The sequence below is a fragment of the Massilia sp. LjRoot122 genome (genome assembly GCF_964252725.1).
Lineage (GTDB): Bacteria > Pseudomonadota > Gammaproteobacteria > Burkholderiales > Burkholderiaceae_D > Telluria.
The window spans coordinates 19,401-31,491 of the sequence record NZ_CAXUPB020000004.1 but is presented as its reverse complement, the minus strand read 5'-3'; the positions used below and the strand labels follow the sequence as shown (position 1 = coordinate 31,491).

Annotated in this window: 12 protein-coding genes and 1 riboswitch; of the genes, 5 read left to right on the top strand and 7 right to left on the bottom strand. The window is 66.0% G+C overall.

Features of this window, described 5'->3' with window-relative positions; genetic code table 11:
- Window positions 1-3 precede the first annotated feature (3 nt).
- From ACSQ25_RS25250 to ACSQ25_RS25240, 3 genes are read right to left on the bottom strand one after another with little or no spacing between them, the layout of a single operon-like run.
- Window positions 4-723, bottom strand: a complete 720-nt coding sequence (locus tag ACSQ25_RS25250; RefSeq protein ID WP_436108491.1) for a glutathione S-transferase family protein — start codon at window positions 721-723, stop codon at window positions 4-6.
- A gap of 25 nt (window positions 724-748) precedes the next feature.
- Window positions 749-1,711 carry a complex I NDUFA9 subunit family protein gene (locus ACSQ25_RS25245; protein WP_436108490.1) on the bottom strand — a complete coding sequence of 321 codons (963 nt, stop codon included), beginning with the start codon at window positions 1,709-1,711 and terminating at the stop codon, window positions 749-751.
- A gap of 21 nt (window positions 1,712-1,732) precedes the next feature.
- Complete coding sequence (locus ACSQ25_RS25240) at window positions 1,733-3,631, bottom strand: transglycosylase SLT domain-containing protein (RefSeq protein WP_436108489.1); 1,899 nt, start codon at window positions 3,629-3,631, stop codon at window positions 1,733-1,735.
- Window positions 3,632-3,822: 191 nt separating this feature from the next.
- On the opposite strand from ACSQ25_RS25240, the gene ACSQ25_RS25235 reads away from it, so the two are divergent.
- Window positions 3,823-4,428 (top strand): 5-formyltetrahydrofolate cyclo-ligase, encoded by a 606-nt coding sequence (locus ACSQ25_RS25235; RefSeq protein ID WP_436108488.1) that lies wholly within the window; start codon window positions 3,823-3,825, stop codon window positions 4,426-4,428.
- 236 nt (window positions 4,429-4,664) lie between these two features.
- Here the strand turns inward: ACSQ25_RS25235 and metF are convergent, their stop codons facing one another.
- The 4 genes from metF to metK all read right to left on the bottom strand — a co-directional run bounded on the left by metF (window position 4,665) and on the right by metK (window position 8,664).
- Window positions 4,665-5,495 carry a methylenetetrahydrofolate reductase [NAD(P)H] gene (gene metF / locus ACSQ25_RS25230; RefSeq protein WP_436108487.1) on the bottom strand — a complete coding sequence of 277 codons (831 nt, stop codon included), beginning with the start codon at window positions 5,493-5,495 and terminating at the stop codon, window positions 4,665-4,667.
- On the bottom strand, window positions 5,482-5,838 hold the full coding sequence (locus tag ACSQ25_RS25225) for a phage holin family protein (protein WP_436108486.1): 357 nt from the start codon (window positions 5,836-5,838) through the stop codon (window positions 5,482-5,484). The genes metF and ACSQ25_RS25225 overlap by 14 nt, the downstream gene beginning before the upstream one ends.
- 91 nt (window positions 5,839-5,929) lie before the next feature.
- Window positions 5,930-7,342 (bottom strand): adenosylhomocysteinase, encoded by a 1,413-nt coding sequence (ahcY, locus tag ACSQ25_RS25220; protein ID WP_436108485.1) that lies wholly within the window; start codon window positions 7,340-7,342, stop codon window positions 5,930-5,932.
- A gap of 28 nt (window positions 7,343-7,370) precedes the next feature.
- Window positions 7,371-7,443, bottom strand: a riboswitch (S-adenosyl-L-homocysteine riboswitch).
- Window positions 7,444-7,497: 54 nt separating this feature from the next.
- Window positions 7,498-8,664: a methionine adenosyltransferase gene (metK, locus tag ACSQ25_RS25215; protein ID WP_436108484.1), complete on the bottom strand. Its 1,167-nt coding sequence runs from the start codon at window positions 8,662-8,664 to the stop codon at window positions 7,498-7,500.
- Between the two features lie 186 nt (window positions 8,665-8,850).
- Here metK and ACSQ25_RS25210 point away from each other — a divergent pair, with 186 nt between their 5' ends.
- From ACSQ25_RS25210 to ACSQ25_RS25195, 4 genes are read left to right on the top strand one after another with little or no spacing between them, the layout of a single operon-like run.
- Window positions 8,851-9,702, top strand: coding sequence for a lysophospholipid acyltransferase family protein (locus tag ACSQ25_RS25210; protein ID WP_436108483.1), 852 nt, complete (start codon window positions 8,851-8,853; stop codon window positions 9,700-9,702).
- Window positions 9,699-10,562 carry an LpxL/LpxP family acyltransferase gene (locus ACSQ25_RS25205; RefSeq protein WP_436108482.1) on the top strand — a complete coding sequence of 288 codons (864 nt, stop codon included), beginning with the start codon at window positions 9,699-9,701 and terminating at the stop codon, window positions 10,560-10,562. Before ACSQ25_RS25210 ends, ACSQ25_RS25205 begins: the two co-directional genes overlap by 4 nt.
- Before the next feature lie 21 nt (window positions 10,563-10,583).
- Entirely contained in the window at window positions 10,584-11,435 is an 852-nt protein-coding gene (gene dapF / locus ACSQ25_RS25200) for a diaminopimelate epimerase (RefSeq protein WP_436108481.1), read from the top strand.
- Between the two features lie 33 nt (window positions 11,436-11,468).
- Entirely contained in the window at window positions 11,469-12,008 is a 540-nt protein-coding gene (locus ACSQ25_RS25195; protein WP_436108480.1) for a hypothetical protein, read from the top strand.
- The last annotated feature ends 83 nt before the right edge of the window (window positions 12,009-12,091 follow it).

Below are 12,091 nucleotides of genomic sequence, written 5' to 3'. Positions count from 1 at the left end.
CGCTTATTCCTGCGGCAGCTCGAGGTCGTGCAGCGGGGTCGAATCGTCCTCGCGCATCGCTTCCTCGACCCAGCGCGCCACCGCCGGGTGGGCCAGCACGCGCTCGCAATAGGCCTGCAGCGCCGGGGCCAGGGCCACGCCGTAGGTTTTGAAGCGGCATACCACCGGGGCGTAGAAGGCGTCGGCGATCGAGAACTCGCCGAACAGGAAGCTGTGGTGGCCGAAGCGCGCCAGGCAGTCTTCCCAGATCTCGCAGATGCGGCCGATGTCGGCCTGGGCGCCCGGCGTGCGGCCGCGTCCCGGCAGCCGGGCCTGGATGTTCATCGTCATCGCGGTGCGCAGCTCGCTGAAGCCCGAGTGCATCTCGGCCACGACCGAACGCGCCAGCGCGCGCGCGGCGACGTCCTGCGGCCACATGTGCTTGTCCGGGAACTGCTCGGCCAGGTATTCGACGATGGCCAGGCTGTCCCAGATCGTCATCTCGCCCGCCAGCAGCACCGGCACCCGGCCGGCGTGCGAGTAGCGCGCGATGTTGGCGGCGGTGTCGGGCTTGTCGAGCAGGACGCGGACCTCGGTGAACGGAATCCCGAACGCCACCGCGGCGACCCAGGGCCGCATCGACCACGACGACACGTTCTTGTTGCCGATGACGAGGGTCAGGCCGGGCTGGCGGGCCTGCTCGAGGGTGGAAGACAGGGTCGGGTCGAGTTCGATGGTCTGCATGGCGTCCTATGATGGGTGGTTGAAATCAGCGGCCTGCGTGCTCGCGGTAATCGTCCAGGCCCCGCGGCGTGGCCAGGTAGTGCGGCGCGGCGGCTTCGAGCGACGTCAGCTTGATTCCCAGCGCCTCCGCTGTCAAGGCTTGCGTACGCGGATCGACGACATTATCCGTCTTCATCGAAGCGAGGTTGTCGCGGCTGATCACGGGGTCGCCGGGCAGCAGCTCGAACACCCGTGCCTGCAGGCGCGCGGCCCAGTCGGGCAAGCCCAGCACGCGCCGCTCGTGTCCGCTGTAGCGCCCGGCCAGGTGCGCCAGCTCGGCCAGGGTATAGACCCGCGGGCCGCCCAGTTCGATGGTGGCGCCGCGTGTGTGCGGCTCGCGCAGGGCCAGGGAAAAGGCGGCGGCCACGTCTTCGACGTACACCGGCTGGAAGCGCGCGCCCGGACAGGCCAGCGGCAGCACCGGCAGGTGGCGCTGGAGCCTGGCGAACATGGTGAGGAAATGGTCGCCCGGTCCGAACACCACCGAGGGACGGAAGATGGTGCTCGCCACCTGCGGCTGACTGCGCGCCGCCAGCTCGCCGTCGGCCTTGGAGCGCTGGTACATCGAGGCGCCCTGAGGGCTGGCGCCGAGCGCGCTCATGTGCAGGTAGCGCGCCACGCCCAGGTCGCGGCAAGCCTCGGCGATGCGGCGCGGCAGGTCCACGTGCAGGCGCCGGAAGCCCGGGCCGTAGGGCTTGCCATGGCCGCCATGGAGCACGCCGACCAGGTTGATGACGGCCATGCTTCCCGCCAGCAGGCGGCGCAGCGTGGCGTCGTCGTGGATGTCGGCCAGCTCGAGGTCGAGGTAGGGCAAGGTGGTGAGGTGCTTGGCGCGTTCGTAGTGGCGCGCCGCGACCCGCGTGCTGATGCCGTCCGCCGCCAGACGCGCCAGCAGGTGGCCACCGATGAAGCCGGTACCGCCGATGACCACCACGTACTGGTCGCGCATGGTCGCTCTCCTCAGTGGGATTCAGGGCAGGATCGATGTACGCTCGCGTGGCTGCACGGGGCGCACCCGGGTCCGGATCGACTGCGGCTTGTTCTCGAATACGGCGGCATAGTTGGTGGCATTGGCCAGCACGTTGCGCACGTAGCCGCGGGTTTCGGAGAACGGGATTGATTCGACGAACACCGCGCCTTCCATCGGCTGATCGAGCACGCCGCGCCAGGCACGGGCGCGCGAAGGACCGGCGTTGTAGGCGGCGGTGGCGAGGATTTCATCGCCATCAAAATTCTCCAGCACCATGTTCATGTAATTGGCGCCGAGCGTGATGTTGGTCCGCAGGTCGTTGAGCATGCCGTGCACGAAGTTGTCCATCCCGATCTTGGCCGCCACCCACTTGCCGGTGGCGGGCATCACCTGCATCAGGCCGGAGGCGCCGACGCCGGAGCGCGCATCGCTGATGAAGCGCGACTCCTGGCGGATCAGGCCGTAGACCCAGGCCTTGTCGAGGCCCAGGCCCTGCGCGGTCGGGTGCAGGACGTCCAGGTGCGGCGCCGGGAAACGCTGCGCGTAGTCGAGTTCGGTTCGGGTGCGCAGCGAGGTCTCGACCGTACGGTCGAGCAGGTCATTGCGGCGAGCGAGTTCTCCGGCGGCCAGCAACTGACGGTCAGACATGCCGCGCAGCCCCCAGTTCCATTCGCGGTTGCCTTCCGCGCGCAGGCGCAAGGCATAGAACTTCAAGGCGCGCTGCAGGCTCGGGTTGGCGCCAGCCTGGGCCAGCTCGTCCGCACTGATGGCTGCGGCCGGCGGCGGCGCCACCACCTGCCGGCCGAGCTCGTCCAGCGCCAGCTGGCCATAGAAATTGTGCGGACTGGCGATGCGCTCGAAGGCCGCGTTGGCTTCGGCAGTCCTGCCTTCGTGCTTGTCGGCGCGTGCCAGCCAGTACACCCAGGCGCTGTCGGCGCGCAGGTTCGGGGGCATCGCCTCGATGGTCGCGCGTACGGCCTTCCAGTCGCCGCGGCGCAGGGCGATCCGGGTCTTCCACTGCAGCTGCTCACCCGTCAGCCGGATGCCGTTGGCGCGCTGCCACCACGTATAGGCTTCGGGCTCCAGCTTGATCGAGGCCGCATGCGCGATGCTGGCCCAGCCGATGGCGCGTTCTTCGGCACTCAGTTGCGGGCTGTTTTTTTCCAGCGCGACCGTGGCCACCTTGAGACTGGTGCGCGCCATGCGGCCGATGGCCACCAGATAGATGGCGCGCTCGGCCGGAGTCTTGCCGATCCCGCGCGCCATCGCCACGGCGGGCGCGTCCACTGCCTGGGCGGCGCGGGTATCGGAGGCGCCGAGCAAGGCCGCGGCCCGGCGCGCCGGTCCGGTAGCGTCGGCCTCGCCGGCCAGGCGCAGCTGCCAGCGGAGGTCATCCTCGCTGAACTGGCGGTCTTGCACCAGCTGGGCGATCAGGGCGGCGCAGGCTTCGCCGTAGTACTCCGGATCGAGCAGCAGGCCGCGTGCTTCCTGCGCCACCGCTTCGCCGCGGCTGGCGCGCGCCAGCAGGGCGTAGCAGCGCAGCTGCAGGTTGCTGCCGGCCAGCTGCCCCACTTCACGCTCGAAGCCGGCCCAGTCGCGCCGGCGGCCCATCTCGAGCAGCCACTCGCTGCGCAGCAGTTCGGCGGCGGCCGTGCCCTCGTGGCGGCGCAGGGCCTCGCGGATTTCCTCAGCGCTGGCGTCGCGTATCCGGGGTTTCAGACGATAATAGTCCACGTAGGACGCCAGCGGATAGGTCGGCGGCAGGCGCGATGCGAGGGCGTTGGTGCCCGCGGCGTCGTTCTTGCGCGCGGCTTCGCGCAGGAGCAGGAAGTTGTCGTCGTCGGCGCGCGTGTCGGCTGCAGGCGCAGGGGCCGGAGCGGCCACGGGTGCGGTGGGCACGGTCGGTGCGCCGGGCGGCACCGCGGGAACCGGCTGGGCGGATTGCCCCGCCTGGGGGGCGGACTCAGCGTGGACTATGCCAACAGGCAGCGTCCACATTGCAAACACGACAGCAAGGGCGACCGGCAGGGAGCCGGTTGTCAATCTCGATTGAAACATCCACAACTCTCAATGTACGCTGCATTCAAACCATGACCGGCGAATCAAGAATACCATGTGCCCCCGGGCTTCTGCCAGACGCAGGCGCAAGCGCCACGCTGGACAAACCAGGCTTGCGCCGCATGCTCAAGGAACGCCGCCGCGCCATCGACCACGACACCAAACGTGCATGGGACGACCGCATCGGGGCACGCGTGCTGGCCTGGTGGCAGGCCAATCCGGGCAGCACGCTGGCGGTCTATTGGCCCCTCGCCGGCGAACCGGACTTGCGTCCAGCCTACGCGGAATTGGCCGAGGCAGGCGTACGGCTGGCCCTGCCTGTCGTGCTGGCGCGCGATGCGGCGCTCGGCTTTGCCGAATGGGTGCCGGGCGAACCGACCGTGGCGGACAGCCTGGGCGTGGCGGTGCCGGCGGAACTGCGGATGGTGGAGCGACCGGACGTACTCTTGATTCCCTGCCTGGGCTTCGATGCGCGCGGCTACCGGCTGGGGTATGGGGGCGGGTTTTATGACAGGACGCTGGCGGCGCAGCCGCGTCCCAGGACGCTGGGCATCGCGTATGCGTGCCAGCAGGCGGAATTCGGGATCGGGGAATATGACATTCCGCTCGATCAGATCATCACGGAACTGGAACTGTAAATCCTGTTGGATCGGATTACCAGGGAACTGTAGGGTGGGCGGCTCCACCCGGCTTTACGATCAGTCCGGACTGTGTACGCCGCCCACGCGTTCAACCAGAGAGGGTGCAGCCGCACAGACAGCATTACCACGGTTTGAACGCGTGGGCGGCCTTGAAGGCGTCGTTTTGCACATTCCAGGGTATAGCCGCCCACCCTACGACCGCAGCAGATACAGCACCGCGGCCGTCACACCAATTACTTCACGAGCCTTTGCCAGATCGCGGTGGTCGCCGCCGCCTGGTTCATGCTGTAGAAGTGCAGGCCTGGCGCACCGCCCGCCAGCAGGCGTTCGCACAGGCTGGTGACCACGTCCAGGCCGAAGGCCTTGATCGAGGCCGAATCGTCGCCGAAGCTGGCCAGCTTGTTGCGCACCCAGCGCGGGATCTCGGCGCCGCACATGTCCGAGAAACGCATCAGCTGCGTATAGTTCGTGATCGGCATGATGCCCGCCACCACCGGCACGTCCACGCCCAGCTTGCGCGCATTGTCGACGAAGTCGAAGTAGGCGTCCGCGTTGTAGAAATACTGGGTGATCGCGGCATTCGCGCCGGCTTGCACCTTGCGTGCGAAGGCTTGCAGATCGTCCTGGGGCGAACGGGCCTGCGGGTGCATTTCCGGATAGGCCGCGACCTCGATATGGAACCAGTCGCCGGTTTCCTTGCGGATGAACTCGACCAGCTCGTTGGCATAGCGGAATTCACCGCCGCCGCCGTAGCCGCTCGGCAGGTCGCCGCGCAACGCGACCAGGCGGCGGATGCCGCTGTCCTGGAACTGCTGCAGGATGGTGCGCAGCGACTCCCGGGTGCCGCCGACGCAGGACAGGTGCGGCGCCGCGTCGTGACCTTCGGATTTGATCTCGAGCACGGTCTGCAAGGTGCCCTGCTGGGTGGTGCCGCCGGCGCCGAAGGTCACCGAGAAGTATTTGGGCCGCAGCTCGGCCAGCTTCTGGCGCACGACACGGAGCTTCTCGGCGCCTTCGTCCGTTTTCGGCGGGAAGAACTCGATACTGAAATTATGGGTTTCCATCTTTGTCTTTGAGGATCAAGGTAGAAAGCGCCCACGAAATGATGCTGTACAGGATGGCTGCCAGGAAGGCCGACCAGAATCCGGCCACTTCGAAGCCTTCGATCCAGTGCGATACCAGCCAGAACAGGATGGCGTTGATGACGAGGATAAACAGGCCCAGCGAAATCACGGTCACCGGCAGGGTCAGGATGACCAGCACGGGACGGATCAGGGTATTGACCAGCCCCAGCACGAGCGCAGCGATCAGCGCGGTCGTGAAATTGGTGACGGAAACGGAAGACATCAGGTAAGGCAGGGCCATCAGGGCCACGGCATTGATCAGCCAGGTAACAAGCAGGCGCATCGCATCGACTTTCGTGGTGCGCGGGCGCTCGGGGAGCGCCCGGCTGGTAGAAAAGCGGGCGCTCTCGGCGCCCGCAGTGTTTGCTTACCGATTAATAACGGTAGTGGTCCGGCTTGTAAGGACCTTCCTTGCTCACCGAGATATAGGCGGCTTGCTCTTCGGTCAGCGTGGTCAGCTGGGCGTTGAGCTTTTTCAGTTGCAGGCGTGCGACCTTCTCGTCCAGGTGCTTCGGCAGCGTGTAGACGCCGACCGGGTACTTGGCGGTGTTGGCGAACAGTTCGATCTGGGCGATGGTTTGGTTCGCGAACGAGGAGCTCATCACGTAGGACGGGTGGCCGGTACCGCAGCCGAGGTTCACCAGGCGGCCTTCGGCCAGCAGGATGATGCGCTTGCCGTCCGGGAAGATCACGTGGTCGACCTGCGGCTTGATGTTTTCCCACTCATACTTCTTGAGTGCGGCAACTTCGATCTCGTTGTCGAAGTGGCCGATGTTGCAGACGATGGCCTGGTCCTTCATCTTGAGCATGTGCTGCTCGGTGATGACGTGGTAGTTGCCGGTGCAGGTGACGAAGATGTCGCCGTGTTCGGCGGCGTAATCCATGGTCACGACGCGGTAGCCTTCCATCGCGGCCTGCAGGGCGCAGATCGGATCGATCTCGGTGACCCAGACCTGGGCCGACAGCGCGCGCATGGCCTGGGCCGAGCCCTTGCCCACGTCGCCGTAGCCGGCGATCACGGCGATCTTGCCGGCGATCATGACGTCGGTCGCGCGCTTGATGCCGTCCACCAGCGATTCGCGGCAGCCGTACAGGTTGTCGAACTTCGACTTGGTGACCGAGTCGTTGACGTTGATCGCCGGGAAGGCCAGCTTGCCTTCCTGGTGCATCTGGTACAGGCGGTGCACGCCGGTGGTGGTCTCTTCGGTCACGCCCAGGATGCATGGCAGGCGCTTCGAGTACCAGGCCGGGTCACGCGCGAGACGGCCCTTGATCGAGTTGAACAGGCAGATTTCTTCTTCCGAACCCGGCTTGTCCAGCACCGAGATGTCCTTCTCCGCGCGCACGCCCAGGTGCAGCAGCAGGGTGGCGTCGCCGCCGTCGTCCAGGATCATGTTGGCGTGGTTTTCACCCGGCCATTCGAAGATGCGGTGGGTGTATTCCCAGTACTCGTCCAGGGTTTCGCCCTTGACGGCGAACACCGGGGTGCCGACCGATGCGATGGCGGCGGCGGCGTGGTCCTGGGTCGAGTAGATGTTGCACGATGCCCAGCGCACTTGCGCGCCGAGGGCTTCCAGGGTGCGGATCAGCACCGCGGTCTGGATGGTCATGTGCAGCGAACCGGCGATGCGCGCGCCCTTCAGCGGCTGGGCGGCGGCGTATTCCTCGCGGATCGCCATCAGGCCCGGCATTTCGGTTTCTGCAATGCGGATTTCCTTCTCGCCCCAGGATGCCAGGGAGATGTCTGCTACGAGGAAATCGTTGATGTCTTTGAGTACGGCGCTCATCACGCCCTCCTTTCAATGGTTGAAAAAAGTAACGTGAGCGCAGTTGCTGATATCCGAGCCTGGCGAAGATGGGGATCTTCGTCGCAACGCTCCTCGGAATAGGCGAGTTTACCACGAGTGGCGGCCTGGTGGGCCGCCACTGTTGCTGCCAGGGCTTAGGCCAGGCCGGCTTCGGCGCGCAGCAGCGCAGCCTTGTCGGTGCGCTCCCAGGTGAACTCCGGCTCTTCGCGGCCGAAGTGGCCGTAGGCCGCGGTCTTGGCGTAGATCGGGCGCAGCAGGTCGAGCATCTGGACGATGCCTTTCGGGCGCAGGTCGAAGTGTTCCATCACCAGCTGGGCGATCTTCTCGTCGGAGATGAGGCCGGTGCCTTCGGTGTAGACGGTGATGTTGATCGGACGGGCCACGCCGATCGCGTAGCTGACCTGCACCTGGCACTGGCGTGCCAGGCCGGCGGCCACGATGTTCTTGGCGACGTAGCGTGCGGCATAGGCTGCCGAACGGTCGACCTTGGACGGGTCCTTGCCCGAGAACGCGCCGCCGCCGTGCGGAGCTGCGCCGCCGTAGGTGTCGACGATGATCTTGCGGCCGGTCAGGCCGCAGTCGCCCTGCGGGCCGCCGATGACGAAGCGGCCGGTCGGGTTGACCAGGAACTTGGTGCCTTCCAGCCATTCGCGCGGCAGGACCGGCTTGATGATTTCTTCGATTACCGCTTCCTGGATCTGCGAGTGGGTGATTTCCGGTGCGTGCTGGGTCGACAGCACCACGGTGTCCACGGCCACCGGGCGGCCGTCGACGTAGCGCAGGGTGACCTGCGACTTGGCGTCCGGCCGCAGCCATGGCAGGCGGCCATCCTTGCGCAGCTGCGACTGGCGCTCGACCAGGCGGTGCGCGTAATAGATAGCGGCCGGCATCAGTTCCGGGGTCTCGTCGCAGGCATAACCGAACATCAGGCCCTGGTCGCCCGCGCCCTGGTCGAGGTCGAGGCCAGCGCCTTCGTCGACGCCCTGGGCGATGTCCGGCGATTGCTTGTCGTAGGCCACCAGCACGGCGCAACCCTTGTAGTCGATGCCGTACTCGGTGTTGTCGTAGCCGATGCGCTTGATGGTGTTGCGCGCCACCTGGATGTAGTCGACGTTGGCGTGGGTGGTGATTTCACCCGCCAGCACCACCAGACCGGTGTTGCACAGGGTTTCGGCAGCGACGCGCGCGCGCGGATCCTGTTCCAGGATGGCGTCGAGGATGCTGTCGGAAATCTGGTCGGCGACCTTGTCGGGATGGCCTTCCGAGACGGATTCGGACGTGAAGAGATAGTCGTTGGACATGGGGGCTCCGGTTACTGCTGTTTTGAACGTGCCGCAGCAACAGGTGCCTGCGACGCTTTAGCGACATTTATATTCCGCTTCGCAAGTTGTCTATTAACTCGGCGGATCCTGCATAAAGTGGTATTTTACGCTTCCTTCGAGAATTTTGCTCTACCACGACCCCTTCTTTCAACCCTGGTCAATCGCATGTTAGTTTCTTTATTCCGTGCACTATCGGTATTTCCATTGCCGTTTTTGCATGCCCTCGGCGCGGCCCTCGGCTGGCTCGTCTATTTACTGTCCGGTTCCTACCGCCGCCGCCTGCGCGCCAACCTGGCCCAGGCCGGCTACGAGCAGCACCTGAACGCGGCCGTCGCCGAAGCCGGCAAGGCCATCATCGAACTGGCCTTCGTCTGGTGCGCCGACCCGCGCCGTGTGGCGCGCCATGCCAGCGTCGAGAACTGGGAGCTGGTGCAGGAACGCCTGGACGCCGGCCGCGGCATCGTCTTCCTGACGCCACACCTGGGCTGCTTCGAAATGACGGCCCAGCAGATCGCCCTGCACATGGCGCTGACCGTCATGTACCGCCCACCGCGCAAGAGCGCGCTCAAGCCGCTGGTCGAGGGCGCCCGTGCGCGCCACAACCTGAAGCTGGCCCCGGCCACCCTGTCCGGCGTCCGCATCCTGGCCAAGACCCTCAAAAGCGGCGAGCCGATCGGCCTGCTGCCCGACCAGGTGCCGCAGGAAGGCGAAGGCGTGTGGGCGCCGTGGTTCGGCCGCACTGCTTATACGATGACCCTGCCGGCCAAGCTGGCACAGCTGGGCAAGGCCGACATCCTGCTGGTGTATGCCGAGCGGCTGCCGCACGGCCGCGGTTATGTCGTGCGCTTCGTGCCCTTCGAGGGAAGCCTGGAAGGCTCGGCGGCGGAACAGGCGGCGTCCATCAACCGCGCCATGGAGCAGCTGATCGCGCGCTGCCCGGCGCAGTATTTCTGGAGCTACAACCGTTATAAACAGCCGGAAGGCGTGGCCGGTCCGGAAAGCGGGGCCGCGGCATGAGGCTCCTGCTCGGTATCATGTGGCTGCTGCATTTCCTGCCGCTGCCCATCCTCGGCCGCCTCGGCGAAGCGGTCGGCAGCCTGATGTTCCGGATCATGGGCAAGCGCCGGCGCATTACCTTGACCAATCTGCGCCTGTGCATGCCGGAGCTATCGGAGCGCGAGCGCCACGCGATCGCGAAGCAGCATTTCCGCGCCTACGCGCGCAGCATTTTCGAGCGTTCCATCCTGTGGTGGGCGCCGGAAGCGCGCGTGCGCAGCCTGATCCATGTCGAGCCGGCAGTGCCGAAAGCCGAGATGGAAGCGGGCCCGACCATCCTGCTGTGCCCCCACTTCGTCTGCCTCGACGTGGCCGGCGTGGCCTCGCGCGTGATCCCGGTATGCAGCATGTACGTGCCGCAGAAGAACGCAGCCTTCGACAGACTGCTGCGCCACGGCCGCGAACGCTACGGTCCGGTGCGCCTGGTGACGCGCAAGGAAGGCATCAAGCCGATCCTGCGCGCGCTGCGCGACGGCCTGCCCTACTTCATGCTGCCCGACATGGACTTCGGCGAGAAAGATGCCGAGTTCGTGCCTTTCTTCGGCATCCCGGCCGCCACCCTCACCGCGCTGGGCCGCATCGCGGCCACCACCGGCGCCAAGGTGATCCCGGTGGTCGCCACCTACCTGCCGAACTACCAGGGCTGGCGTGTGCGTTTTTATCCGGCATGGGAGAATTACCCGGGAGACGACATGGTCGAAGCCACACGCCGCATGAATGCCTTCATCGAGGAGCGCGTGCGCGAAGCCCCGGCCGAGTACTTCTGGACGCACAAGCGCTTCAAGACCCGGCCGCCGGGCGAGCCGTCCTTCTATGAATAATGAAGCAGAACTGACACCGACATGAAACTCAAATTCACCAAGATGCACGGCGCGGGCAACGACTTCATCGTCGTCGACGCCATCCACCAGGACGTCAATCTGAGCGCGGAACAATGGCGCCGCCTGGCGGACCGCCGCTTCGGCATCGGCGCCGACCAGATCCTGGTGGTCGAGCGCCCGGTGAGCGAAGGCTGCGACTTCCGCTACCGCATCTTCAACAGCGACGGCGGCGAAGTCGAACAATGCGGCAACGGCGCGCGCGCCTTCGGCCGCTTCGTCAGCGACAAGGGCTTGTCCAGCGAACGCAGCATCCGCGTCGAGACCATGAAGGGCATCATCGCCCCGCGCCTCGAGGATGACGGCAGCGTCACGGTGGACATGGGCGCGCCGCGCCTGGATCCGCTCGACGTGCCTTTCGATGCCGCCGGTTTGGCTGGATGGGCCGAGGGCGAGGACACCACCTGGCCGCTGCCGGTCGGCGGCAAGACCGTGTTCGTGTCGGTGGTCTCGATGGGCAACCCGCATGCGGTGCAGGTGGTGGAGAACGTCGATACCGCGCCGGTGGAGAGCATGGGCCCGGCGATCGAGGTGCACCCGCGCTTCCCCAAGAAAGTGAATGCCGGCTTCATGCAGGTGGTGGACCGCCACCACATCCGCCTGCGCGTGTTCGAACGGGGCGCCGGCGAGACCCTGGCCTGCGGCACCGGCGCCTGCGCCGCCGTGGTGGCCGGGATCCGGCGCGGCCTGCTCGATTCGCCGGTGCGCGTGTCGGCGCGTGGCGGCGAGCTCAGCATTGCATGGGCCGGACCAGGCCAGCCGGTCTACCTGAGCGGGCCGGCGGTGACCGTGTTCGAAGGCGAAGTCGAGATCTGAACGGATGAGCGTCATGCCCTGGGAAGGTGAGCAATGAGACTGAAGATCGTTTTGTCCGGACTCCTTGGCTGCCTGATCGGCGCAGCATATGGCGCGCCCTCGCTGTGCACGAAGAGTGAAACGGTCTATTTCTCTTGCACGGCAAAGACCGGGAAGATCATTTCACTCTGCGGCCAGGTCTTCAAGCCTGGTCCGTCTGGATGGCGCGAGGCGAGCGATGCGCCATGGCTGCAATACAGGTACGGCCGCCCTGGGGCATCGGAGCTCGTCTTTCCCTCATCCACAAAGGATTCGTTACAGCGCTTTGCCGCGCAACGCATTCGCGCCCAGGGCGGCCAGCTAAGAATCGATGCAATTGCTTTCGTCAGCGGCGGAATTGGCTATAGCGTGCAGTCCGTAACGCCTGACTCTGCCGAATCGTGGGAAGGCCTGGACATTGGCGATCCGCGCTCCTTCGATCTGGACCGTGGCCCCAAGCCCCGGGACCGCTATCCACGCGCAGAAATCCGTTGCACCAAAGGCGCCAATACTGCGGAATTTTTCGATCTCGTCGAATACCTGGACGGGAATTAGCCCAGTAACAGCAGCCATCACCAGGGCAGCGGGATCGCTTCGCCACGTTCATCGCCGACCGGCACGGGCGCGCAGGAACTCGT